Source organism: Phycicoccus jejuensis (genome assembly GCF_044797865.1).
Lineage (GTDB): Bacteria > Actinomycetota > Actinomycetes > Actinomycetales > Dermatophilaceae > Phycicoccus > Phycicoccus jejuensis.
Map to the genome: position 1 here is coordinate 272158 of NZ_CP085209.1, position 24254 is coordinate 296411.

Below are 24254 nucleotides of genomic sequence, written 5' to 3' on the forward strand. Positions count from 1 at the left end.
CGATCGGCCGCCCTCAGGCCACCGTGAGACCTCGCGATGACACGGGAACACGACGACCGTCCGCAGACCTCACGAAGACCCGCGCCCGGTAGGTCCCGGGACCGCTCACCGGGAACCGGTGAGCCGTCGCACGGATGTAGGGCGTCATTGCGACGCGGTCCGGACCCCGGAAGAGCCCGAACGAGCAGGGTTGTCGCTCACTGCCGAAGATCTCGACCAGCAGCTCGTCGTCTGCCGATCGCGTGAGGCTGACGCGCATCGGTCGGGGAGCAACCGCTGCCCGTCCGCGGTACGCCCCCGGCTGCGGGTCCCGGACCAGCGCCCGGGGGTCGGTCAATCCGTCGTCGAGCAGCTCCATCGCCTCCAGCGAGGTCACGATGTCGAGGGCCAGCGCTCGGTAGGTCGCAGGGTCGTAGTGGAAGGCAGCCGGTCCCCATCGGTGGTCCGCATCGGCGACCGGAAGGACGTCGCGCCCTGCCGTGCGCACACCGACGACGTCCCTGATCAGCCCCACGTACTCGTCGGTGAGCTCGTTCGCGTACGACGCGGCCAGGCCGAAGCTCGTGGGCACCGGCTCACCCGCCGTGCTCACCTCGGCCCAGCGAGGAGCCAGGAGGACCGTGCGCTCGCGCAGGTCGAGGTCGTCGAGCAGCCGTCGCCACCTCTCGAGCGCCCGCGCGAACAACGTCCGGTGCCGCGGTGTGCCGAAGGCCGGTCCGTCGAGAGGCGACGGGGTCAAGCCCCGGGACTCGGCGTCGCGCAGCTCGACGCTCGACGTGAGCACCCCACCCTCAGGCGGCTCGACGAGACCCAGCCTCTCGTCGACGATGTCCCACAGGAGGACGTCGACGTCGCCGGCCGACTCCCGCACCAGGTCCGGCAACCGCGACGCGGCGTCCCAGTCGAGCATCCGGCGCTGGAACGGCGACGTGAGGAGCGAGAGGTCCAGCGGCGGGTCCGCCGGGGGGCCGAAGGCGCTGGCGAGGCTCTGCCGAGCGACGTACTCGAGCAAGGTGAACGACTCCGGGACCAGGTACTCGAAGGTGTCGCGGGAGACGCAGCTCCCGGCGATGAAGATCCGGAGCGGTTCGGTCACCGCGTCCTCCCGGACTCCTGCTCCGCGAGCCACAGCAGCATGCTCGTCGCCCCGTAGACGTGTCGCACCCGAGGGCGGGTCCACTGCGCCGTGGTCGCGAGCTCCTTGAGGTAGTCGACCCGCACGAGGTCTGTCAGCGTGGACGCGTCGAGCATCTCCACCGCGCCGGCCAGCGCCTCCTGAGTCTCCTCGAGGTGCACGGACTGCCACTGGTGCACGCCCAGGGCGGAGGCCCGGTCGAGCCGTACGCGTCGTTGCTCCTCTGGCACCGCGATCGGTGGAGGTGCGTCCGCGGTCAGCGGCGGCTCGACACCCCAGCGCAGGCTTCCGTTCGCGAAGGCCAGCGGCGCGCGGGCGCGCCTCTGCCGTCGGTACTCGGGGCTCGACCGATCGTGGTCGAAGGGGTAGCGCGACAGCTCGCCGGGCAATGACTCGAGCAGGTCGTACCCGGGCACGTTGGCCCGTCGGGCCAGCGCCGACACCGCGCGGGAGGCGTTGAGCGCGTGGACGGAGTAGAGCGGGTTGACCCGCACACCGACCCGGCTCCACGCCAAGCTCGTCGCCCCCATGTGGTACCGGTTGCGGACCTCCGAGTAGTACGTGTCGCCGACGGCATCCCGGGGGACGCCGGTTGCCTCGATGGCGCTGAGGGTCTCACTCAGACGCTGTCCGAGGGCCTCACGGGCGGACGGCGTGAGCAACGGGTCCTCGGCCTGTCCGCCGAGGATGCCTTCGACGAGGGCGGCTCCGGCAGCCCACGGCTCCATGCCCTGTCCGCTGATCGCGTCACCGTAGAAGGAGCGGAGCAGCTCGCCGTACCCCCCGCCGGCAGCGATGACGTCGACGAGCCGCTCGCTCCCGGTCGGTCCGACGGTTGACAACCCGGCGGTGTAGCGGAGTAGGCGCAGCTGCTGCTCGGCCGGGTTCGCGACCCGGTCGGGAGCGAGCCCGGAGGTGTGGATGCGGCGCAACCCGAAGGTCCGGGCGAGCCCGTCCGCGATCTCGCGATCGGTCGACTCGGGTGAGCCGCTGCAGAAGAAGTCGAACCGATCGGCCAGGCCGCACGCGAGGATGCCGCCGAGCACGAGGCGCGAGTCGAACCCACCGGTGAGGTGGGCGATGCGGTGCTGCGCCGAGGCCGCGGCCACGGCCTCGACACCGCGCAGAAGATCCTCGCGGACCGCCACGAGGTTGTTGAGGTAGCCCTCGGGCGAGTTGGGGTCCGGACGGCTCGCGTACGTGAGCTCTCGGACTTCGTCGCTCGTGACCACGAGGTGGTGGAACGAGGGCACCCGACGTCCTCCGATGTGACTGGTGTGCCAGAGCCCTCCGGCGCCGAAGACCGACCGCTCGACCTGGTACATCGGGTCGGCGGTCGGCGCGGCGCCCAGTGCGGCCAGCACGTCGACGAGCGCGCCGTAGTCGGTGCCAAGCACCGTCAGGTCCGCCGACTCGTGGACGAACACGGTGGCACCCCCGAGCGGGTCCGGGAGCACGGTCATCCGGCGCGAACGCGGGTCCCACACGTACGCGCACCCGGACTGGGTCGCACCGGCTCCCCATCGGTCCACGAGGGCTTCCGGTGACAGGTCGCCACGCAGGGCTTGGAGCTCGGTGGCCGACGCCACCAGCCGGCCGTTGATCACCACGGCGCCGTCCAGCCCCAGAAGGACGCCGTCCTGGCCGACCTGCGGGTTGTCCGAGGACCCCCAGTGCACGTGCAGTCGGTCCGAGAGGGGGTTAAGACCGGCGACTTCCGCGGCCGCCACGCGCGAGGGGTCGGCGAGGACGACGACGGGTCCGGTCCTCATCACGTCGTCCAACTGCGCTCAGCCCCCGAAGTCCGGCAGGCGCTCGCCCACCCCGAGGAGCTGGGCGATCGCGGCCACCGACCGCTCGGCGGCGCGGCCGTCGCCGTAGGGATTGACCGCGTTGGCCATCTCGGCGTACGCGGCAGGGTCGTCGACGAGGCGCGAGACCTCGGCGACGATGCGCTCCTCGTCGGTGCCGATGAGACGGACGGTCCCGGCGTCGACGGCCTCGGGTCGCTCGGTGTTCTCGCGCATGACGAGGACCGGCTTGCCGAGCGAGGGCGCCTCCTCCTGCACGCCACCGGAGTCGGTGAGCACGACGGTCGAGGCGGCCATGAGGCGCGTGAACTCGCCGTAGGCCAGCGGCTCGGTGACGAGCACGTTGTCGCGACCCGCGACGTGCGGCAGGACGGCCTCGCGGACCACGGGGTTGCGGTGGGCGGGCAGGACGATGGTGTGCCCCGGGTAGGCGTCGGCGAGGCGCCCGAGGGCGCGACCCACGCCCTCCATCGCGCCGCCCCAGTTCTCGCGACGGTGGGTGGTGACGAGCACGACCGGCCGCTCCTCCTTCTCGAGCAGCGCGAGCCGCTCGTCCGAGAAGGGCACGTCCTGGGCCACCGTGAGGAGCAGGGCGTCGATGACCGTGTTGCCGGTGACGGCGATGGTGGCGGGGTCGGTCGCCTCGCGCAGGAGGTTGTCGCGCGAGGTGGGGGTCGGGGCCAGGTGCAGGGCCGTCGTCTGCGTGGTGATCCGCCGGTTCGCCTCCTCGGGGAAGGGCGAGTCGATGTCCCCGCTGCGCAGGCCGGCCTCGAGGTGGACGACCGGGATGCGCCGGTAGAAGGCGGCGATCGAGGCGGCGGCGACCGTCGTCGTGTCGCCCTGGACGAGCACGGCGTCCGGCGCCTCCGAGACGAGCACGTCGTCGAGGCCGGCGAACACCTTGGCCATGAGGCCGTTGAGGGTCTGCCCGTGGGCGAAGACGTCGAGGTCGTGGTCGGGCTCGATGCCGAAGATCTCGTTGACCTGGTCGAGCATCTCGCGGTGCTGCCCGGTGACCACCGTGACCGACTCGAGGTCCGGGTGGGCCTCGACGGCCCGGATGACCGGGGCCACCTTGATGGCCTCGGGCCGGGTGCCGTAGACGGTCATGACGCGGTGCACGGGCGGATGCTCCTCAGGTCGGTGAGTGCCGGGCGACGTGCCGGCCGGTCTCTCGGTCCTCGGGGTGGACGATGGTGGCGCGGAAGTGGGCCCGCGACTTCTCGAGGACCGACGCCGCCACCTCGTGTTCCCCCTTGGCGATGTTCCACGCCCACCAGCGGTAGGCGCGGGCCGTCTCGACCGCGGGTCCGTCGAGGACGAGCTCGCCCTCGTGGATCCACAGGGCCCGCGTACACATCTCCTCGATGGTCTGGGCCGCGTGCGAGACGAGGAAGACCGTACCCGCGTGCCGGCGGATCTCCGTCATCCGGGCCTCGCTGCGCTCCTTCGAGGCGACGTCCCCGGTCGCGAGTGCCTCGTCGATGAGGAGGATCTCGGGGCGGGCCGCCGCCGCGATGGCGAAGCGCAGCCGGGAGCCCATTCCCGAGGAGTAGGTCTTCATCGGGCGGTGGATCGCGCTGCCCAGCCCAGCCAGCTCGAGCACGTCGGGGGTGGCCTCGCGCACTCCCGCAGGCGTCATCCCGATGGCGAGCAGCCCGATGCGGACGTTCTGCAGCCCCGAGAGCTCGGGCAGGAGCGCGGCGTTGACCCCGAGCAGCGTCGGCGGTGAGCTGGCCAGCACCTCCCCGGACGTCGGGGTCTCCAGCCCGGCGATGACGCGCAGCAGCGTGCTCTTGCCCGAGCCGTTGTGCCCCACGACCCCGACCGCCTCACCCGCACGGGCCACGAACGACACGTCGTCGACGGCACGCACCGTGACGCTGCGGCTCAGGCCCACCTTCCGGGCGACCCGGCGCAGCCGCCCCGGCCGGGACGTCTCCGCCTCGGCGCTGGCCACCTTGTAGTGGACGGAGAGCCGGCGCACGGAGACGGTGGGCTCTCCGATCGGCGCCTCGGGAGCGGTCGGGGCGGGAGCTCGGTCACTCACGGCCGTACTCCTCCTCGCCCTGCCAGAAGTACAGGAAGCCCAGGACGGGGGTGGCGACCGCCCAGGCGACGAGGGTCAGCCAGAGGCTCGCCGCTGGCATCGTGTCGTAGAGCAGGAGGTCGCGGCTGATTTCGAGGACGCAGTACGCCGGGTTGAGCTCGAGGACCTGCATGACGGTCGGGTGGCTGACGAACCGCTCGATCGAGTACATGACGCCCGAGCCGTACATCCACAGCCGCGTGAAGAAGCCCAGGACGAGGCGCAGGTCCGGGACGGCGAAGGTGAACCGCGCGGCGTAGAGGACCAGGCCCGTGTTGAGCATGAGCTGGAGCAGCAGCACGACCGGGAACAGCAGCCAGGCACGCGTCGGCAGCGCGTGCGGCGGGATGAGCATGATCAGCGCGAACATCGTGAGCAGCCGCGGGACCATCGACAGTGTCTCGCGCACCGCGAAGGCGAGGGGGACCGCAGCGCGGGGGAAGGCGAAGGCCCGGATGAGGTTGCGTCCGGAGGACATGACGGCCGCACCGCCGGTCAGGGCAGCAGAGCTGGAGGAGAACATGAAGACGCCGATGAGCAGGAAGCCGATGTAGTTCTCGACCCCGCGCGAGGCCTTGAGCAGCAGGCCGAAGACGACGAAGAAGGTCAGCCCGTCGAGCAGCGGCTTCCCGACCAGCCAGAACCGCCCGAGGATGGTGTTGCGGTTCTCGGACAGGGCGCGCGCCCGCGAGTCGGCCCAGATGAAGTAGCGGCGCTGCCACAGCTGGGCGACGTAGCTCCCCAACGGAGGGCGCCGGCCCACCGGTTGCAGGCGCGAGACGTCGACGCGCTCGACGACCACCGCGCCGGGCTCGTCCGGCGGTGGGGAGAGGGTCGTCCCACGGTGTCGTCTCACCGCTCGCTCCCCAGGTTCTCGTAGACGGTCCGGTACCGCAGGGCCATCGTCCGCCACGTCCGGGTGGCGGCGAAGTCTCGCCCGCGGTCGGCCAGCCGGCGCCGGAGCGCGGGGTCGGCCTGCAGGTCCCGCAGTGTATCGGCGAGCGCCCGGGGGTCCTCCGGTCGCACGAGCAGCCCGGCCCCCGGGGCGCCGACCACCTCGGCGAGCGCGGGCAGGTCGCTGGCGACCACCGGGCGGCCCAGCGCCATCGCCTCGACGGGCTTGAGGGGGGTCACGGTGCGCGCGACCTCGACGTCGCGGCGGGGCACGACGAACACGTCGAGCGCCCGGTGCCAGCGCACGGCCTGCGCCGGGGGGACCCGCCCGGGCATGACGACGGCGGCCCCGAGCCGCAGCTCGTCGACCAGGCGCACGAGGGAGGGCCGCGAGACCCCGTCCCCCACGACGGCGCACCGCGCGTCGACCCCCTCGGCCCGCAGCAGCGCGACGGCGTGCAGCAGCACGTCGAGGCCCTCGTAGCCGACGAGCGAGGAGACCGTCCCGACCCAGAAGCCGTCGTCGGGCAGGCCGAGGTCGCGGCGGGCGGCGGCCGGCTCGGTGGGTCCGGCCGCGTCGTCGAGGAGCGCGGCGTCGACCGCGTTGGGGACGACGGTGACCCGCTCGGGCGGCAGGCCGCGCGCGACCACCTCGTCGCGCAGCACCTCCGACAGGACGACGACGTGGTCGGCCGCGCAGGCCATCTCGAGCTCGCGGTCGCGCCAGAGGCAGTACCGCTCACTGGCGGCCGCGTGCTCGCGCAGGCCCTCCGGGCGTCCGGCGACCCAGGTGCGCTCCAGCTGCCCCCGCATCTCGTAGACCCACGGCAGGCCGGTGGCCCGGGCCGCGGCCTCGGTGACGAGCGCGTTCGGGAAGTGCGTCGTCGTGTGCAGCACGGTCGCGCGCTCGCGCCGCGCGTGGTCGGCCAGGATCCGGGCGCCCTGCTCGAGGCGCTGCTCGGCGGTGGGCGCCAGCCGGGGCGGCAGCATCCGCGTGTAGGCGACGCCGTCGACGACGTCGCGGTCGGCGGCCCAGGGCAGGCCGACCGTCACGGGGTAGCCCACCCGGGTCGTCGCACCGGCGGTGATGCCGAGCGCCGCCTGCGCGCGGAGCACGGCGTGCGAGCGCAGGGCGTAGCCCGACTGCGTCCACGGCAGCGAGTTGGTCAGCAGGTGCAGCGAGCGCGGGCCCTCCCCGGGCGGGAGGGACGGCCCTCCAGCGGGGGCGGCCACCCGGTGCTCCGGCAGGTGGGTCCGGCGCTCGGACTCCAGGCGGGCGGCCTGCCGTCGCTCGCGGCGACCCCCGGTCCGCAGGGTCGCGACGGCCTCGGTCAGGTCGCCGCGCTGCCAGGCCTCGCGCGCTCGGACCGACGCCGGCGCCGTCAGCGGGACGGGCAGGCCGAGCTCGACGGCGACCTCCGCCCCGAGCCGCCCCGGGCGGTCGTCCGCGAGCAGGTCGCGCGCCGCGTCCGGGTGGTCGGCGAGGACGAGGCCGAGCGCGTGCGCCGCCGGCCGGCCCGAGGCACGCCCCGCCCGCTCGAGCAGGCCGCCGACCGGTCCCCGGACGCGCGGCGGCAGGCGGCGGACGGCGAGCAGCGAGGAGCGGACCGGGTCCTCGTCGACGAGCTGCACCGCCGTCCGCCCGAGCATCAGCAGGTGCGAGGCGAGCCGGCGCGGCGTGGCCCGGGCCGGCCGGGGGTCAGGCGCCACGACGGGTCACCACCGAGTCCAGGACGCCCACGTAGGCCTCGGCGAGGGCGTCGGGGCGGGCGTTCTCGGCCACCCACGCGCGCCCGAGGGCCGGGACCTCGAGCAGCGTGCGGTCGGCCGCCAGGCGCTCCCACGTGTCAGCCAGCTGCTCGACGTCGCCCGGGGTGCTCACGGCGCCGGCGTGGCGGCCCTCGACGATCTCGCGGGCCTCCCCCGCGACGACGGCGGTCACGTGGACGCCCAGGCCCATGACCTCGTAGAGCTTCGAGGGCACCGCCATCTCGAGCGCCGCCCAGCCGCGCAGGCTGACGAGGACGGTGTCGCACCACGCGTAGTGCTCGGTCATCCGCGAGCGCGGGACGGGGTCGCACCAGACCACCGGGGCCCCGAGCTCGCGGGTCAGCGCCTCCAGCCCCCGGCGGTCGGCGCCGGCGCCGACGACCCGCAGCTCGAGGCGGACCCCGCGCGCCTGGGCGAGCGCGGCGGCCCGGACGGCGGTGGCGAGGCCCTGGGCGCGGCCGACGGTCCCGCCGTAGAGGACGCGCAGGACGTCGTCGTGGTGCTCGGCCCCGGCGGGCCGGTCCGGCCACCCCGGCAGCTCGTGCGCCGCGTTGCGGACGACGTGCACCGGCTCGACGCCGCGCGAGCGCAGGACCTGGGCGAAGGCGTCGGTCGTCACGACGACGGCGTCGGCGCGGCGCTGGAGCCGGGTCGTCGCCGCACTGAGGGCGCTCATCCCCCGGCGGGCCGCGCGGGCGGGCAGGGAGGGCCGGCCGTGGGCGTCGGCGTGGTCCCAGTCGTCGGCGACGACGAGCAGGTCCGGCCACGCGTCACGCACCTCGGCGACGAAGGGCACGCCGAGGTGGCGGGCCGCGCGGCCCCCGGCCCACAGCATCGGGAGGGACGGGACGGTCGCGATGACCACCTCCGGGCGCCAGCCGCCGAGGCCCCGCCGCACGGTCGCCACCGCGGCGGACGCGACGACCGCCTCGTCGGCCATCCGCGGCCGCACCCGCTCGTCGTAGGGCCGGAACCGGACCCGGTGCACGACCTCGCCGTGCTCGCCCGTGTGCGTGCGGCCCGGCGCGAAGGCCCGGTGCTCCGGCAGCAGGTGGCCGTGCGGGTAGTGGGGCGCGGGGGCGACGACGTGCAGCTCGTGGCCGGCGGCCGTGAGGCACCGCGCGAGCCCGGACCACCGGTGCTGCGGGGCCCCCACCTCGGGGGCGTAGTACTGCGAGAGCAGGAGGATCCTCACGGGGCCTCCCGCGAGGCGCGCCACCGGGCTCCGCCGCCGACGACGGCGGTCGTGCCGAGATAGGCGAGGCAGAGCAGGACGCCGACCGCGATGGCCGGCAGGCGCACCGTGGCCGGGGCGTGCAGCACGCTCGGGAGGGAGAGCGCGCACAGGGTGGCGGTCGCCGCCACGACCGTGGCCGTCACCCGTGCGTGCGACCACCCGCCGCGCACGAGGCGCTGGTAGACGTGCAGGCGGTGCGCGGTCGTGATGCGGTCGCCCGCCATCGCGCGGCGCAGCATGGTGGCGCCGGTGTCGGTGAGCAGGACGAGGAGGGGCGCGAGGACCGCGACGAGGGAGGCGCCGCTCGCCGCGAGCCACGCCGCGAGGACCGCCCAGGAGGCACCGAGGAGGTAGGAGCCGACGTCGCCGAGGAAGGCCTTGGCGACGGGGAGGTTGACCGGGAGGAAACCGAGGGCGGCCCCGGCGACCGCCGCGGAGGCCACCGCCGCCGACGGCACCGCGGCGTGGGCGGCGAGCACCGCGTACCAGCCACCCGTCACCACCGCGTGGCCGGCGACGAGGCCGTTGGCCCCGTCCATGAAGTTCGTGGCGTTGACGAGGGCGACGACGAGCACGGTGACCACCGGCACCCACGCCCAGGCGGAGCCGGTCGCCTGGACGAGCGCGACGCCGACGACGAGCCCGACGGCCACCTGCGCCGCCATCCGCACCGTGACCGACACCGAGCGCAGGTCGTCGAACAGCCCGAGCAGCCCGAGCACGAACGGCCCGGCGAGGAGGACGACCGGCCACCGCCCCGCCGCGTCGAGGACGTCCGGGGCGACGACCCGGGTCAGCAGGACGACGACCGGCACGGCGACGAGCAGGCCCACGCCGCCACCGCGCACCGTCGGCCGCTCGTGGAGCGAGCGCGAGCCCGGCACGTCGAGCACACCCCGCCGCCGCAGCGCGGGCAGAGCCACCCGGAGCGCGAGCGCGCAGACGGCCAGGGCGGCCGCCGCGACGAGCGCGAGGGCCGTTGGGGATGGGGTCATCGCCGCCCGCTGGGCACGCCGCGGGGCGCCGCGGCGGTGGTCAGCGTCCGCAGCAGCTCGGGGACGAGCACGTCACCGTGGCCACCGTCGAGCTCGGCGCGGATCCGGTCGATCTCGCTCAGCGCGTCGGCCGGCAGGGCCGGCATCGGCACGTGCGTGACGAGGGGGTGGTGCGGACGGACGTCCGGCTCGTCGGCGGCGAGCACCCGCTCGGCCGTCTTCTCGCCGGGCCGGGCACCGGTGTAGACGATGGCGGGGTCGGGGTAGCCCTGGAGCTCGGCGAAGCGTCGCGCCACGGACTCGATGAGGTGCGGGTCGCCCATGTCGAGGACCAGGCCCTCGCCGGTGCGGCCGTGCACCCCGGCCTGGAGGACGAGCTGGGTCGCCTCGTGCACCGTCATGAAGTACCGCGTCATGTCAGGGGTCGTGATGGTCAGGGGGCGCCCGGCGGCCAGCTGCGCCGCGAAGGCGGTCAGGGCCGACCCGCGCGACCCGAGGACGTTGCCGAAGCGGACCGAGATGTACCGGCTGCCCTCCGGCGCCACAGACCCGTAGGTGGCGGTGAGCCGCTCGGTCAGCCGCTTGCTGTAGCCGAGGACGCTCTGCGGGTCGGCGGCCTTGTCGGTGGAGATGTTGACGAAGCGGTCGACGCCGTGGTCGACGCACGCCGCGAGCAGGTCCGAGGTGGCGGCGACGTTGGTCCGGAACGCCTCGGCCGGGAAGCGCTCGGCGAGCGTCAGGTGCTTGAGGGCGGCCGCGTGGAAGACGACGTCGGGGCGGTGGCGCCGCAGGAGGCTGCGGACGAAGGCCGGGTCGCGCAGGTCACCGAGGACGAGGTCGTCGGAGTCGAGCTGGCCGCGGCCGTCGACCGACAGCTGGACGCCGTGCAGGAGGCTGTCGTCGCGGTCGGTCATCACCAGGCGCGCGGGCCCGAAGGCGTTGATCTCGCGGCACAGCTGGGAGCCGATCGAGCCGCCGGCCCCGGTGACGAGGACGGTCCTGCCCCGGAGGTACTGCGCGATGCCCTCCTGGTCGATCTGGATGACCCCGCGGCCGAGCAGGTCGTCCAGGAGGACCGACCGGAAGGCCGGGCGGGCGAGCTCGACCGAGCCGCCGGCGGGGATGCCCTCGCGGGAGCCGCCACCCGAGGTCGGGGTGGAGACCATCTCGTCGAACGACGGCAGGACGAGCAGCTCGACGCCGATCTCCGTCGTCGTCTCGACGACCCGCTGGACGAGCGCCGACGGAGCGGTGGGCGCGGCGAGCAGCACGACCTCGGCCCCGACGCGCCGGCACACTGCCTCGAGGTCGCCGACCGTGCCGTGCACCCGGACGCCGAGGATGGACAGCGACCGCTTGCGAGGGTCGTCGTCGACGACCGCGACGGGGGTGAGGGTGCTCGTGCCGTCGTCGAGGAGCATCGAGACGGCCCGTCGGCCCCCGGCCCCGGCCCCGACGACCACCGCGCGGCGTCGTTCGCCGCGCTGCCGGGTCCGGGCGCGGTGGACCTGCAGCGCGAGGTAGCGCAGGACCACCCACGAGAAGGCCGCGGTGGGCGGGGCGGTGAGCGCGACGCTGACCGGGAGGACGGCGGGGGTGGTGAGGACGGAGGCGGTGGTCAGGCACGCGACGAGCACCATCGTCACCAGGCCCAGGCCCACGGCCTCGTCCTGCGAGCCCCAGTGGCAGCGCCGGGCGACGACGAGCCCGTAGGTGACGAGGTACACCGCGCCCGCGAGGAGCATCGCGAGGCCGAGCCCCTGGCGGTTGACCTGGGAGGCGTTGAGGTCGTAGCGGACGACGGCGAGGACGGCGATCGCCGCGACGAGGACGGCGACGTCGACGAGGACGAGCGCCAGCACCGGCCAGCGGCGCGCGTGAGGGGTCACCGAGGGCGTCGTCCGCCCGCCGGGGTCGGTGTTGTCCGTGCCCCCGGCGTCGGACGAGGTCCCGGCCGATCGGCCCGCTCCCTCGAACACGGGCGCCATCGTACTGAGTTTCGGGGGTACCGGCGCCCCGGTCGGTCCCTTGCGGGTCTCAGCCGTCACCCGCGACGCGCGACTCCGGCTGCTCCGCCCACCAGGCGAGCAGCCGCTCGCGGGCGACCTCCGGGCCGACCGGCCCCTCGTCGAGCCGCAGCGCGAGGAGGAACTGGTAGGCCCGCCCGAGCACCGGCCCGGGTCGGATGCCGAGGGCCTGCGCGATCTCGTGGCCGTCGAGCTCGGGCCGGACGGCCTTGAGCTCCTCCTCCTCCAGCAGGCGGGCGATGCGCTCCTCGAGCTCGTCGTAGGCCCGCGACAGGCGCCGCGCCTTCTTGACGTTGCGCGTCGTGCAGTCCGCGCGGGTCAGGCGGTGCAGCCGGGGCAGGAGGTCACCGGAGTCGGTGACGTAGCGGCGCACCGCCGAGTCGGTCCAGGCGCCGTCGCCGTAGCCGTGGAAGCGCAGGTGCAACTCGACCAGCCGGGCCACGGCCTTGGTCGTCTCCTTGTCGAAGCGCAGCGCCCGCATCCGCTTCGCGCTGAGCTTGGCGCCGACGACCTCGTGGTGGTGGAACGAGACCCCGCCGCCGTCCTCGAAGCGCCGGGTCGCGGGCTTGCCGATGTCGTGCAGGAGCGCGGCCAGGCGCAGGACGAGGTCCGGCCCCGGCACCGACTCCGGCGGCCCGTCGGCCGGCCCCTCGAGGTCGATGGCCTGCTCGAGGACGGTCATCGAGTGCTCGTAGACGTCCTTGTGCCGGTGGTGCTCGTCGACCTCGAGCTGCAGGGCGGGGAGCTCGGGCAGGACGATCGCCGCGATGCCGCTCCGGACGAGCAGCTCGAGGCCCGCGCGGGGGTGGGCCCCCATGAGCAGCTTGACGAGCTCGTCGCGCACCCGCTCCGCCGACACGATGTCGATGGAGGAGGCCATGTCGCGCATGGCCGTCAGCACCTCCGGCGCCGGGACGAAGCCCAGCTGCGACACGAACCGGGCGGCGCGCATCATCCGCAGCGGGTCGTCGCCGAACGAGACCTCCGGGGTGGTCGGGGTGCGCAGCACGCGGGCCTGGAGGTCCTCGAGGCCACCGTGGGGGTCGACGAAGGCGAGGTCCGGGAGCCGCAGCGCCATCGCGTTGCACGCGAAGTCACGGCGCACGAGGTCGTCCTCGAGGGTGTCACCGAAGGCCACGACGGGCTTGCGGGTCACGCCGTCGTAGGCGTCGGCCCGGTAGGTCGTCACCTCGACGACGACGTCGCCGCGGCGGGCGCCGATCGTCCCGAAGGCGCGTCCCATGTCCCACGTCGCGCTGCCCCAGGCCGCGAGGATCGCCTCGGTGTCGTCCGGGCGGGCCGAGGTCGTCAGGTCGAGGTCGCTCGAGGTCCGGCCGAGGAAGGCGTCGCGGACCGGGCCGCCGACGAGCGCGAGGTCGTGCCCGGCCGCGGCGAAGCGCTGCCCGAGGTCGGTGAGCACGGGCAGCGCGGGGGCGAGGTGGGCGACGGCTTCGCGGAGCAGCGCGGCCGGGGGCTGACGGTCGGACACGAGGGTCAAGCCTAGGGGCGCGCCGCCGCCGCCCCGTCCGGAGGACCCTCGGCGGGCACCGCACCGGGGGCCCCGACGACCCGGCCGGGAGGTGCCCCAGTGGTTACAGTGACCAGATGAGCCACGCAGCAGCCGACCCCGCCGGGTCACCGCCGCGCCGGCTCCCGGCGGTCGAGGAGCGCAGCGCGGGCGGTGTCGTCGTCGACGTCCACGAGGGCCGCGCCCGGATCGCCGTCATCGCCCGCCGCAACCGGGCCGGCCGGGTCGAGTGGTGCCTCCCCAAGGGCCACATCGAGGGCCAGGAGACGCTGCCCGAGACCGCCGTGCGCGAGGTCGAGGAGGAGACCGGCATCGAGGGCCGCGTCCTCATCGAGCTCGGCATCATCGACTACTGGTTCGCGGCCGGCGACCGGCGCATCCACAAGTACGTGCACCACTACCTCCTCGAGGCGACCGGGGGCTACCTCACCATCGAGAAGGACCCCGACCACGAGGCCATCGACGTCGCGTGGCTGCCCCTCGAGGACGCCCACCGGCACCTGACCTTCCCCAACGAGCGACGGATCGCCCGGCTCGCGTGGCAGCGCCTCGCCGGGGACGCCGGGTGAGCACGACGAACGCGACGGCCCCCAGCGTGGGCCGCTCCGGAGCCGTCATGGCCGCAGGCACCCTGGCCAGCCGCCTGGCGGGGATGCTCCGCGCTCTCCTGCTCACCTCGGTCATCGGCAGCACCGGGCTCGCGGCCGAGGCCTTCACCGTCGCCAACACGCTGCCCAACAGCCTCTACCTGCTGCTCGCCGGCGGGACGCTCAACGCCGTCCTCGTGCCGCAGATCATCCGGGCGCGCACCCGGCCCGACGCCGGCGAGGACTTCGTCAACCGGCTCATCACGGCCGCCATCGCCCTCTTCGTCGTCGCGACGGTCGTCCTCACGCTCGCCTCGCCGCTGCTCGTGCGCCTGTACTTCAACACCAACGACGCGCAGGCCCTCCAGCTCGGCACCGTCTTCGCCTTCGTCTGCGTGCCGCAGATCCTCTTCTACGGGCTCTACACGATCTTCGGCCAGGTGCTCAACGCCAACGGCCGCTTCGCCGCCTTCACCTGGGCGCCGCTCGTCGCCAACGTCGTCGCCATCGCCGGTCTCGGCTGGTTCGTCGTCGCGGGCCTGCCCGTGCGCGCCGCGCCGGGCGCCTGGACCCCCCAGATGGTCGCGATCCTCGCCGGCACCTCGACCCTGTCGATCGTCCTCCAGGCCGCCGCCCTCGTGCCCCCGCTGCGGCGGATGGGCTTCCGCTACCGCCCGCGCTGGGGGTTCAAGGGGCACGGCTTCGAGGGCGTCTCGGACGTCGCCAAGTGGAGCTTCGGCTCGATCGTCGTCGTCCAGCTCGGGTTCTGGGTCACGACGCAGGTCCTCACGGACGCCGCGAGCAAGGGCAAGGCGCTCGGCCTGCCCGCGGCCGGCATCGCGGCCTTCAGCCCGGCCCAGCTCCTCATGATGCTGCCGCACGGCATCGTCACCGTCAGCCTCGTCACGGCGCTCTACACGCAGCTGTCGGAGGCCGCGAGCCGCGGCGACCACGAGACCGTCATGCGCCACCACGAGCAGGGCCTGCGGATGCCCGCGCCGCTGCTGCTGCCGGTCGTCGCCCTCGTGCTCGCGACCGTGCCCGTCGTCACGGCCACCCTGTTCTTCCGCAACCCGCTCTCCGACACGCAGGCGATCGCTGCGGTGCTCGTTGGCCTCTTCGGCGGCATCCTCCCGCTCGGCTGGGTCTACCTCAACGACCGCGTCTTCTACGCGCAGCAGCAGACCTTCTGGTCCTTCCGGACGCAGTGCGTCGTCACGGGCATCTCGATGGCCGTCGCCTGGTTCGCCTCGACCCTGGCCCCGCAGCGCACCGCCACCGTCCTCGCCTTCGGGCAGACCAGCGCCTACGTCGTCGGCGCCGTCGTCGGATGGCTCGTCCTGCGCCGGCAGCACGGGCGCATCGGGCTGCGCGGCGCCGCCCGCGTCTACGTCCGGGTCGGTGTCCCCGCGGTCGTCACCGCCGCGCTGCTCGGCCTCGCGATCCACGCGCTCTTCCCGGACTTCGGCACCGAGCGCGGTCTGCACACCTTCCTCCTCGGCGCGCTCGTGCTCGGTGTCGCGGGCGTCGTCGAGCTCGCCGTCACGTGGGGGGTCGCGCACGCGCTCGGGGTCGAGGAGGTCGGGCGCCTGCTCGCGCCCGTCGCGCGCCGCCTGCCTGGCCTGCGCCGTCGCTGAGACGACCCCCTACGATGGACGGACCCCGCCGCACGCCGCGGCGGGCCGCCGTGACCGACGACGGAAGGAGCCCGCGGTGAGGGGTGTGGGACCCGGCACCGTGCTCGGGGGCAGGTACACGGCGCACCGGAGGGTCGCGCAGGACCGCGGCACCGAGCGCTGGCTCGCCGACGACACCACGCTCGGACGCCGGGTGTCGGTCCTCGTCGTCCCGGCCGACGACCACCGCGCCGCCGCCTTCCTCGACGCCGCACGCCGCGCCGGCTCCGTCACCCACCCCGTCCTCCTGCGCGTGCTCGACGTCGGTCGCGACGACGAGGTCGCCTGGCTCGTCGAGGAGGAGCTCCCCGACGCCCGCACCCTCGCCGAGCTCGTCTCCGACGGCGGGGTCCCCGGTGACGAGGTCCGCCGCATCACCGGCGAGGTCGCCGCGGCGCTCGAGTCGGCCCGCGGCCGCGGGATGCACCACCTCGACCTCACCCCGGACGACGTCCTGCGCACGAGCGACGGCGAGGTGCGACTGCGCGGCCTCGAGGTCGCCGGGGTGCGCGCCGGCGAGGACGGCCTGGAGCCGGACGACGCCGCCCGCCGCGACGCCGTCGGGGTCGTCGCCCTGGCCTACGCCGGGCTGACCGGCCTGTGGCCCCTCGGGGCCGGCGCCTCCGGCCTCGCCGCCGCCCCCCGCGTGCCCGGCGGGGTCGCCTCACCGTCCGAGATCGCGGCCGGTGTGCCGCGCGACCTCGACGCCCTCTGCCGCCTCACCCTCTCCGACGACCAGGGCCCGACCTCCCCCGGCGACTACGCGTCGCAGGTCGCGCCGTGGCCCTCGCGCCAGGTCGTCGGCCGTCCCGTCGTGCCCGTGCCCGCACCGGTGCTGCCGGAGCCGGTCGGCGTCGAGGAGCCGGTCGAGGACGAGCCCGCGCCCACCGCGTCCACCGAGGCCCCCGAGGCCGACGAGTCCGACCCCGAGACTGCCGACCCGGCGCGGGACGTCGACGACACCGAGGTGACCCGGGTCGTCGAGCGGCCGACGCCCCCCGCGTGGGCCGTCGACGAGACCGCGGACCGCGAGCCGGCCGACGGCTCCCCCGAGGACGCCCGCTCCGACGACGACGCACCGGGCCGCGCGGCCGCGTCCGGCGCCGCCGTGACCGCCGCGATGACCTCGGTCGGGACGAGCGTGAGCTCCTTCGCCCGCCGCGCCGTCGACAAGGTCACCGAGCTCTCGCCGGACACCCGGCGCGACCCCGACGCCGACGACGACCTGCTCTCCCCGCTCGTGCCGGCCGAGCCGCTGACCCGTGACCAGTCGAAGCTGGCCATCGGCATCATCATCACCTTCCTCGTCGTGGCCCTCGTCATCGGCATCGCGGGCATCCGCCGGATCGGCGCCAACACCAACCTCGGCCTCGACGGGCCGATCGCGACGAGCCCGACCGGCGGCGCCTCGCGCAGCCCGTCGGCGAGCGCGTCGAGCGACGAGGGGGACGGCGCGGACAGCGGCGAGCCCGAGCCGCTCGCCATCCTCAAGGTCGAGGCCTACGACCCCGAGGGCGACGGGTCCGAGAACGACAACCTCACCCCGAAGACCTACGACGGCGACACCTCGACCGGGTGGTTCTCCGAGAACTACCGGACCGACGCCTTCGGTGGGCTCAAGAAGGGGCTCGGCCTCGTCGTCGACCTCGGGCCGAACAAGAAGCCGCAGAACGTCGAGCTCGTCGTCCCGCAGGACGTCGACCTCGAGGTGTACGTCGGGCCCGACGCCACCCGCGACGGCGCGACGAAGATCGGCGAGAAGACCGACGCCAAGGGCACCCTGGAGTTCCCCGTCCCCGAGAAGGTCAGCGGGCAGTACATCATCGTCTGGTACACCGGCCTCCACGCGGACGCCGACGGCAAGCGTCGGGCGTGGCTCGACGAGGTCGTCGTCACCGGGTGACGGGTCCGCGCGTGAACGTGCCGGAGCCGGCCGACCCCGACGACGCCACCCTGCTGGCGCGGCACGTCGCGGGGGACGCCGAGGCGTTCGGCGAGCTGTTCCGCCGGCACCGGGACCGGATGTACGCCGTCGCGCTGCGCACCACCGGGCAGCGCGAGCTCGCGGCCGACGCGGTGCAGGAGGCCTTCATCTCGGCCTTCCGCCGCGCCGACGCCTACCGGGGCGACGCCGCCGTCACGACGTGGCTGCACCGCATCGTCGTCAACGCCTGCCTCGACCGGCTCCGCCGCGAGAAGGTGTCCGTCCGGCGCGCCGGTGACCTCGGCGAGCTCGACCTGCCCGACCGGCACGACCACCACGCCTCGACGGAGACCGCGCTCGTCGTCCGGGAGGCCCTCGCGCGCCTGCCCGAGGGGCAGCGCAGCGCCCTCGTCCTCGTCGACATGCACGGGATGCCGGTGGCCGAGGCCGCCGTGGTCCTCGGGGTCGCGGAGGGCACCGTCAAGTCACGGTGCTTCCGGGGGCGCGAGGCCCTCGCCGCGATGCTGCGTCCCTCCGCAGGAAGCTCGGACGCGACGGAACCGCAGGGGGCCACGTGACGTCACAGCCCTGGCCCGCATCCTGCGCGCCGTCCCCCCGCCCCACCTGCCGCGTCCCGGACGCCACCGACCGGAGGAGCTCGTGAGCCACCCCCACGACGAGACCGACCCGGTCGAGCACGACCCCACGGGGATGCGCGCCCTCCTCGGCTCGCTCCCCGAGCCCGGTCCGATGCCCGCCGACCTCGTGGCCCGCATCGAGGCCGCCCTCGCGGCGGAGGCGCGGGCCCTCCGGGACCCGGCCGCCGGACCCGAGCGCCGCCCGGCCGCGCCGGACGACGTCGTCGTCCCGTTGCGCCGGCGCTCCCGCTGGCAGCTCGTCGCCGTCGCCGCGTCCGTCCTCGCCGTCCTCGGGCTCGGTGGGGTGGTGCTGCAGACGATGGGAGACGGCGGCGTCACCGCGAGCCTCGGCCTCGCCGGGGGGTCCTCCGACAGCGCCGGCTCCGGCGCCGCGCCGCAGACGTCCCCCGAGGACGGGTCCGCCCTCCTCGCCGACGACGACGACCTGGGTGTCGTCGTCCTCGAGAGCGGGCGCAGCTACGCGAGCGCCGACCTGTCCATTCAGGTCGTGCGCGGCCTGCCGTGGGACCGGACCGGACGCGACGCCACCGACGCGCCGACCGCGTCCCCGACCGCCAGGGCGCAGGTCGAGGCCCAGGACGGCGGCGGCCCGACCGCGTCGCTCGGGGTGCTCGCCACCGCGGCCGGGGCGCGGGCCTGCGCCGAGGGGCTCGACGTCCCCGACGCCGACACCGTCGTCGTCGATCTCGCGACCGTCGACGGGATGCCGGCCGCGGTGCTCGTCGCGACGGCCGAGTCGGGGCGTCGCACGGTCTGGGCGGTCCAGCGGGACTGCACCCGGGCCGCCGCCCACGTCCTCACCGGTCCGCTCGTCGTCGGCTGACGCTCCGCGCGCGGCCGTCCGGCGGGGCGCGGGCGTGTCGGGAACAGCGCGGCCCTAGGATCGGTTCAACGAATCGCACCGCATGTTGCGGTGTCCACCCGCTCGCACCACAAGGGGATGTGTCCCGTGACCTCCGACGTCCGCAACGTCATCATCATCGGCTCCGGCCCGGCCGGCTGGACCGCCGCCGTGTACGCGGCCCGCGCCAACCTCCAGCCGCTCGTCATCGAGGGCTCGGTCACCGCCGGCGGCGCGCTGATGAACACGACCGAGGTCGAGAACTTCCCCGGCTTCCGTGACGGCATCATGGGCCCGGACCTCATGGAGAACATGCGTGCCCAGGCCGAGCGCTTCGGGGCCGAGATCATCACCGACGACGTCGAGCACGTCGAGCTCGAGGGTGACGTCAAGCTCGTCCGCGACGGCATGGGCAACGAGTACCGCGCCAGGGCCGTCATCCTCGCGATGGGCTCGGCCTACCGCGAGCTCGGCCTGCCCGACGAGAAGCGCCTCTCCGGCCACGGCGTCTCGTGGTGCGCCACCTGCGACGGGTTCTTCTTCCGCGACCAGGACATCGTCGTCGTCGGCGGCGGCGACTCCGCAATGGAGGAGGCGACCTTCCTCACGAAGTTCGCCCGGTCCGTCACCGTCGTCGTGCGCCGCGACGAGCTGCGCGCCAGCCGCATCATGGCCGAGCGGGCGACCGCGAACGAGAAGATCCACTTCGCCTGGAACAGCGCCGTCGACGCCATCCACGGCGAGTCCAAGGTCTCCGGTGTCACCCTGCGCGACACCGTGACCGGCGAGACCCGCGAGCTGGCCGCCACCGGGCTCTTCGTCGCGATCGGGCACGACCCGCGCAACGAGCTCGTCAAGGGCCTCGTCGACCTCGACGCCGAGGGCTACGTCCTCACCGAGGGCCGCACCTCCAAGACCAACGTCCCGGGCGTCTTCGCCTGCGGCGACCTCGTCGACCACACCTACCGCCAGGCCATCACCGCCGCCGGCTCCGGCTGCGCCGCAGCCCTCGACGCCGAGCGGTTCCTCGCCCACTGATCCGTCGGGTGTCGGACCCCACCGGCATCCTCGAGTCACCACCTCGTCCCGCAGACCCCACCCGCACCACCCGGAAGGAACTCCCATGGGAGCCGTGAACAGCACCACCGACGCCACCTTCGAGGCCGACGTCCTCAAGAGCGACAAGCCCGTCCTCGTCGACTTCTGGGCCGAGTGGTGCGGTCCGTGCCGCGCCGTCGCCCCGGTTCTCGAGGAGATCGCGCGCGACCACGGCGACAAGGTCGCCGTCGTCAAGCTCAACACCGACGAGAACCCCGGCATCACCGGCCAGCTCGGCATCACGAGCATCCCGACGATGCACGTCTACCAGGGTGGCGAGATCGTCAAGACGATCATCGGTGCCCGCCCGAAGCCCGTCCTGCTCCGCGAGCTGGAGCAGTTCCTCGGCTGACGCGTCGAACCGCACGAAGCGGCCCCGGACCTCATGGTCCGGGGCCGCTTCGTCGTTATCGGCAGGGTTGTGGCAGAACCCGATTCGCTCGTTCAGGCCGGGATCTCGCCGCGCAGGCGCATCAGCTCGAGGATGCGGTTGAGGTCGTCCACCGACGCGAACTCGACGGTCAGCCGGCCCTTCTTCTGCCCGAGGGCGATGCGCACCCGGGTGTCGAGGCGGTCGGAGAGGTCGGCCGCGAGGTCGTCGAGCTGCGGACGCCGGGAGCCGGCCCGCGGCGCGCTGCGCCGGGTCGGGGCCTCACCCTCGCCGAGCGCGACGAGCTCCTCGGCCGTGCGGACCGACAGGCCCTCGGCGACGATGCGCTGGGCGAGCCGCTCCATGGCGGCGGCGTCGGGCAGACCGAGCAGGGCCCGGGCGTGGCCGGCGCTCAGCACCCCGGCCGCCACCCGGCGGGCGACGAGCGGAGGCAGGCGCAGGAGGCGCAGGGTGTTGCTGATCTGCGGCCGCGAGCGGCCGATCCGGGTCGCGAGCTCCTCCTGCGTGCAGCCGAAGTCGTCGAGCAGCTGCTGGTAGGCGGCGGCCTCCTCGAGCGCGTTGAGCTGGCTGCGGTGGAGGTTCTCCAGCAGCGCGTCGCGCAGGAGGTCGTCCTCGTCGGTGCTGCGCACGATCGCCGGGACGACGTCCTTGCCGGCCTCGCGCGAGGCGCGCCAGCGCCGCTCGCCCATGATGAGCTCGAAGCGGACCTCGTCGTCGGGCCCGGCGTCCGGCACGGGGCGGACGACGACGGGCTGGAGGACACCGATCTCGGTGATCGAGTGGACCAGCTCGGCGAGCTCGTCCTCGTCGAACACGGTGCGCGGCTGCCGCGGGTTGGGCCGGATGGCGTCGAGCGGGATCTCCGCGAAGCGGGCGCCGGGCACCGGGGCCAGGCCGTCGGTCTCGGCGGCGGGGGCCACCGCGTCGTCCGGGGTGGAGGGCGTCGGCGTCGGGCCCGTCGCCTCGGGCCGCTCGTCGGTGGTCACGCCTCCGTCGCGGTCCTTGAAGAACACGTCGACCGGGCGGTCCGTGGCCGGCTGCGCGGGGATGAGGGCGCCCAGGCCTCGCCCGAGGGCGCGACGCTTCTCGCTCATGCGGATTCCTCCGTCGTCGGGGCGGCGGCGCCACGCTCGGCGAGCTCGACGGCCGCCTCGAGGTAGGACAGCGCACCACTGCTGTTGGGGTCGTAGGTGATGACGGTCTGGCCGTGGCTCGGCGCCTCGCTGATCCGGACCGACCGGGGCACGGTGGCCCGCAGGGTCTGCTCACCGAAGTGGGCCCGGACCTCGTCGGCGACCTGCGCCGACAGCCGGGTCCGCCCGTCGTACATCGTGAGGAGGATCGTCGACACGTGCAGCGCCGGGTTGAGGTGGTTGCGGATCAGCTCGATGTTCTTCAGCAGCTGGCTCAGCCCTTCGAGCGCGTAGTACTCGCACTGGATCGGGATGAACACCTCGTTGGCGGCGACGAACGCGTTGACCGTCAGCAGGCCGAGGCTCGGCGGGCAGTCGATGAGCACGTAGTCGAGGCGGTCCCCCGCGGCCTCACGCTCCTCGACGTAGGCGATGACCGCCTTCTGCAGGCGAGTCTCGCGCGCGACGAGCGAGACGAGCTCGATCTCGGCCCCCGCGAGGTCGATCGTCGCCGGCGCACAGGTCAGCCCCTCGATGTCCGGGCACCGCTGCACCACCCCGCTGATGGGTGCGCCGTCGACCAGGACGTCGTAGATGCTCGGCACCTCGGAGTGGTGGTCGATCCCCAGCGCCGTGCTGGCGTTGCCCTGGGGGTCGAGGTCGATGACGAGGACCGTGCTGCCCGCCTGTGCGAGGGCTGCGGCGATGTTGACGGTCGTCGTCGTCTTGCCCACCCCGCCCTTCTGGTTGGCCACGGTCAGGACACGCGTCTGCGCCGGGCGCGGCACCGGGCGGCCACTGAGGGTCACCCGCTTGCGCTCGTCCGCGGCGACGGCCTGGGCGAGCGGCGTGTTGCCGTCGGCTTCCGGGATGGATGCGGCGATGGCGGCTCGCTCCTCGTGGTCGGGTCTGGCGGGTTCCGCGTCGACGACCTGTCCGGTCGGTTCGACGGGGTCCGTGGAGCTGGACGCCTGCTCCTCCGGCGGCTGCGGCGTTTCACGTGAAACGGCGGGCCACCCGACGCCGACGGGCGACGTGACATCCCCGAGGGGGAAGCCAAGTCCGTCGACGACGCGGGATGCGTCCGTGGGGTTGAGCACAGAGCTCACCGGTACCTCCTGCGACATGTTCAGCCCCCATCCAACCCCACGGGGGGTCGACACGCCAAAGCGAGCAGAGGCTGTGGACGACCCGGTGGACAACCACCCTCGATAGGGATCGTCCGCGTGGCTCACGACCCCGAAAACCCTGTCGTGGCGCGGGCTTGCAGTCGTTCCCGTCCGCAGGAGCGGTGGCCGGCCGCGGTGGAAAACCTGTGGACAGCGTGCCTGCTCCAGAGGTGTCGCGCCGGGGGGCTCCTTCGCCCGATGGCTCATGGGGCCGGCGGGCGTCGACCTCGTCGCCGGCGACGCCGCGTGATGTGCGCCCGCATCGACTGCGCCCCCACCGGGTCGTCGTCGAGGCCCGGCTCACTCGACCTCCTCAGCCCGGACGTCATTCCGTGTTTTACGTGAAACAGCGGAGCACACATCGAGACGTCTCCGTGCCCTGACTCGGGGCAGGCTCTCCCGTCATGCACGGGGAGTCGACGAACGCCTTCGCGTCGTGAGCCCGCGTGCCGTCTGCGATCGGCCCGATGGGCTGTTTCACGTGAAACGTGAGCATTGACCCGCCCGAGGTCCCTTCGGCCTCCTGCCGACCATCGTCGTCGTCGACGATCGGCCGCGGCAGGGTGTTGCGCCAGCACCGCCAAGCACGGCGATGTTGCTGAGGGCATCCTTGTTTCACGTGAAACGGCGTTGAAGGGTGATGGTGCAGGACTGATCTCCCTCTCGGCGAGGTGCTGCCACTGGGCCCCGTGATCGCGCTGCCGCCGATCGGCCTCGGCGGCCGGGTGGCGCGCGACGAGTCAGTGCGGATGGCCTGATGGTTTGTCCACATCCGCTCGTGATGCGTGATGCGCGCACGGTTGCCCGCGCGCGTGGTCCCTTCACGGCCGGCCAGTCGCCGGGCAGCGCGTTTCACGTGAAACGCGTTCCGCAGGACCGTGCGACCTGGTGTGCGCCGAACCGGGCTGCCACCTCCACTCGACAGCCAACCCAGGTCACCTAGCCCGCTCACGAGGGCTGACCACCGGCGATGGACATCGCCCGGTCGTCGACCGCGGGGAGATCCTCGTCGACGAGGACGACGGGCGCCCGCCCTCAGTCAGGACGGTGTCTCCCCGCGTCCCCCCGTGCTGCACGAACCTCGAGGAAGAACAGGCCGGGCCGGGCCACCCGTGGCTCCGGTCGAGTCATGACGCCACCGTGCTGTTGCCGGCACCTACGGGGTGGCGTCGAGTCATGGGGCCGTGCCGCTGGACCCTGGTCGCGCTGTGCGCCCGGACCCACGACCAGCGCTCGACGCTCGGTACCGTGGCACCGCTGCTCCCCTGCGGGCGGTCCGAGCAGCCGGTC

General features: G+C 74.1%; 19 protein-coding genes. 7 read left to right on the forward strand and 12 right to left on the reverse strand.

Annotated elements, in window-relative coordinates; all coding sequences use genetic code 11:
• Positions 1-13: 13 nt before the first annotated feature.
• From LG324_RS01185 to LG324_RS01230, 10 genes are read right to left on the reverse strand one after another with little or no spacing between them, the layout of a single operon-like run.
• Positions 14-1180, reverse strand: coding sequence for a DUF6270 domain-containing protein (locus LG324_RS01185; RefSeq protein WP_404351041.1), 1167 nt, complete (start codon positions 1178-1180; stop codon positions 14-16).
• Entirely contained in the window at positions 1093-2907 is a 1815-nt protein-coding gene (locus LG324_RS01190; RefSeq protein WP_404351044.1) for a hypothetical protein, read from the reverse strand. Before LG324_RS01190 ends, LG324_RS01185 begins: the two co-directional genes overlap by 88 nt.
• A gap of 18 nt (positions 2908-2925) precedes the next feature.
• Complete coding sequence (wecB, locus tag LG324_RS01195; protein WP_404353170.1) at positions 2926-4056, reverse strand: non-hydrolyzing UDP-N-acetylglucosamine 2-epimerase; 1131 nt, start codon at positions 4054-4056, stop codon at positions 2926-2928.
• Between the two features lie 25 nt (positions 4057-4081).
• Complete coding sequence (locus LG324_RS01200; protein ID WP_404351046.1) at positions 4082-4996, reverse strand: ABC transporter ATP-binding protein; 915 nt, start codon at positions 4994-4996, stop codon at positions 4082-4084.
• Entirely contained in the window at positions 4989-5891 is a 903-nt protein-coding gene (locus LG324_RS01205) for an ABC transporter permease (protein ID WP_404351049.1), read from the reverse strand. Before LG324_RS01205 ends, LG324_RS01200 begins: the two co-directional genes overlap by 8 nt.
• Positions 5888-7639: a glycosyltransferase family 4 protein gene (locus tag LG324_RS01210; RefSeq protein ID WP_404351051.1), complete on the reverse strand. Its 1752-nt coding sequence runs from the start codon at positions 7637-7639 to the stop codon at positions 5888-5890. The genes LG324_RS01205 and LG324_RS01210 overlap by 4 nt, the downstream gene beginning before the upstream one ends.
• Complete coding sequence (locus tag LG324_RS01215) at positions 7629-8894, reverse strand: glycosyltransferase family 4 protein (protein ID WP_404351054.1); 1266 nt, start codon at positions 8892-8894, stop codon at positions 7629-7631. The genes LG324_RS01210 and LG324_RS01215 overlap by 11 nt, the downstream gene beginning before the upstream one ends.
• Positions 8891-9931, reverse strand: a complete 1041-nt coding sequence (locus LG324_RS01220; protein ID WP_404351057.1) for a hypothetical protein — start codon at positions 9929-9931, stop codon at positions 8891-8893. Before LG324_RS01220 ends, LG324_RS01215 begins: the two co-directional genes overlap by 4 nt.
• Complete coding sequence (locus tag LG324_RS01225) at positions 9928-11910, reverse strand: polysaccharide biosynthesis protein (RefSeq protein WP_404351060.1); 1983 nt, start codon at positions 11908-11910, stop codon at positions 9928-9930. The genes LG324_RS01220 and LG324_RS01225 overlap by 4 nt, the downstream gene beginning before the upstream one ends.
• Positions 11911-11968: 58 nt before the next feature.
• Positions 11969-13447: a CCA tRNA nucleotidyltransferase gene (locus LG324_RS01230; protein WP_404351063.1), complete on the reverse strand. Its 1479-nt coding sequence runs from the start codon at positions 13445-13447 to the stop codon at positions 11969-11971.
• A 116-nt stretch (positions 13448-13563) separates the two neighbouring features.
• Here LG324_RS01230 and LG324_RS01235 point away from each other — a divergent pair, with 116 nt between their 5' ends.
• From LG324_RS01235 to trxA, 7 genes are all read left to right on the forward strand, one after another.
• Positions 13564-14055: an NUDIX hydrolase gene (locus LG324_RS01235; RefSeq protein WP_030527304.1), complete on the forward strand. Its 492-nt coding sequence runs from the start codon at positions 13564-13566 to the stop codon at positions 14053-14055.
• On the forward strand, positions 14052-15710 hold the full coding sequence (gene murJ / locus LG324_RS01240; protein ID WP_404351066.1) for a murein biosynthesis integral membrane protein MurJ: 1659 nt from the start codon (positions 14052-14054) through the stop codon (positions 15708-15710). The genes LG324_RS01235 and murJ overlap by 4 nt, the downstream gene beginning before the upstream one ends.
• A 76-nt stretch (positions 15711-15786) precedes the next feature.
• On the forward strand, positions 15787-17652 hold the full coding sequence (locus LG324_RS01245; RefSeq protein WP_404351068.1) for a hypothetical protein: 1866 nt from the start codon (positions 15787-15789) through the stop codon (positions 17650-17652).
• A 17-nt stretch (positions 17653-17669) separates the two neighbouring features.
• Positions 17670-18251, forward strand: a complete 582-nt coding sequence (gene sigM / locus LG324_RS01250; protein ID WP_030527301.1) for an RNA polymerase sigma factor SigM — start codon at positions 17670-17672, stop codon at positions 18249-18251.
• 82 nt (positions 18252-18333) lie between these two features.
• Positions 18334-19155, forward strand: coding sequence for a hypothetical protein (locus LG324_RS01255; protein ID WP_404351070.1), 822 nt, complete (start codon positions 18334-18336; stop codon positions 19153-19155).
• A 117-nt stretch (positions 19156-19272) separates the two neighbouring features.
• Positions 19273-20211 carry a thioredoxin-disulfide reductase gene (trxB, locus tag LG324_RS01260; RefSeq protein ID WP_030527300.1) on the forward strand — a complete coding sequence of 313 codons (939 nt, stop codon included), beginning with the start codon at positions 19273-19275 and terminating at the stop codon, positions 20209-20211.
• Positions 20212-20296: 85 nt separating this feature from the next.
• Positions 20297-20623, forward strand: a complete 327-nt coding sequence (gene trxA / locus LG324_RS01265) for a thioredoxin (protein ID WP_404351073.1) — start codon at positions 20297-20299, stop codon at positions 20621-20623.
• A 92-nt stretch (positions 20624-20715) separates the two neighbouring features.
• On the opposite strand, the gene LG324_RS01270 is transcribed toward trxA, so the two are convergent.
• Positions 20716-21756 (reverse strand): ParB/RepB/Spo0J family partition protein, encoded by a 1041-nt coding sequence (locus LG324_RS01270; protein WP_404351076.1) that lies wholly within the window; start codon positions 21754-21756, stop codon positions 20716-20718.
• Positions 21753-22904 carry a ParA family protein gene (locus LG324_RS01275; protein ID WP_404351079.1) on the reverse strand — a complete coding sequence of 384 codons (1152 nt, stop codon included), beginning with the start codon at positions 22902-22904 and terminating at the stop codon, positions 21753-21755. Before LG324_RS01275 ends, LG324_RS01270 begins: the two co-directional genes overlap by 4 nt.
• Positions 22905-24254: the final 1350 nt, after the last annotated feature.

Coding starts and splice junctions, on each gene's coding strand:
- LG324_RS01190 (WP_404351044.1), bottom strand. CDS start 2,907: ATGAGGACCGGACCCGTCGTCGTCCTCGCCGACCCCTCGCGCGTGGCG.
- wecB (WP_404353170.1), bottom strand. CDS start 4,056: ATGACCGTCTACGGCACCCGGCCCGAGGCCATCAAGGTGGCCCCGGTC.
- LG324_RS01220 (WP_404351057.1), bottom strand. CDS start 9,931: ATGACCCCATCCCCAACGGCCCTCGCGCTCGTCGCGGCGGCCGCCCTG.
- LG324_RS01235 (WP_030527304.1), top strand. CDS start 13,564: ATGAGCCACGCAGCAGCCGACCCCGCCGGGTCACCGCCGCGCCGGCTC.
- trxB (WP_030527300.1), top strand. CDS start 19,273: ATGTGTCCCGTGACCTCCGACGTCCGCAACGTCATCATCATCGGCTCC.
- trxA (WP_404351073.1), top strand. CDS start 20,297: ATGGGAGCCGTGAACAGCACCACCGACGCCACCTTCGAGGCCGACGTC.
- LG324_RS01270 (WP_404351076.1), bottom strand. CDS start 21,756: ATGAGCGAGAAGCGTCGCGCCCTCGGGCGAGGCCTGGGCGCCCTCATC.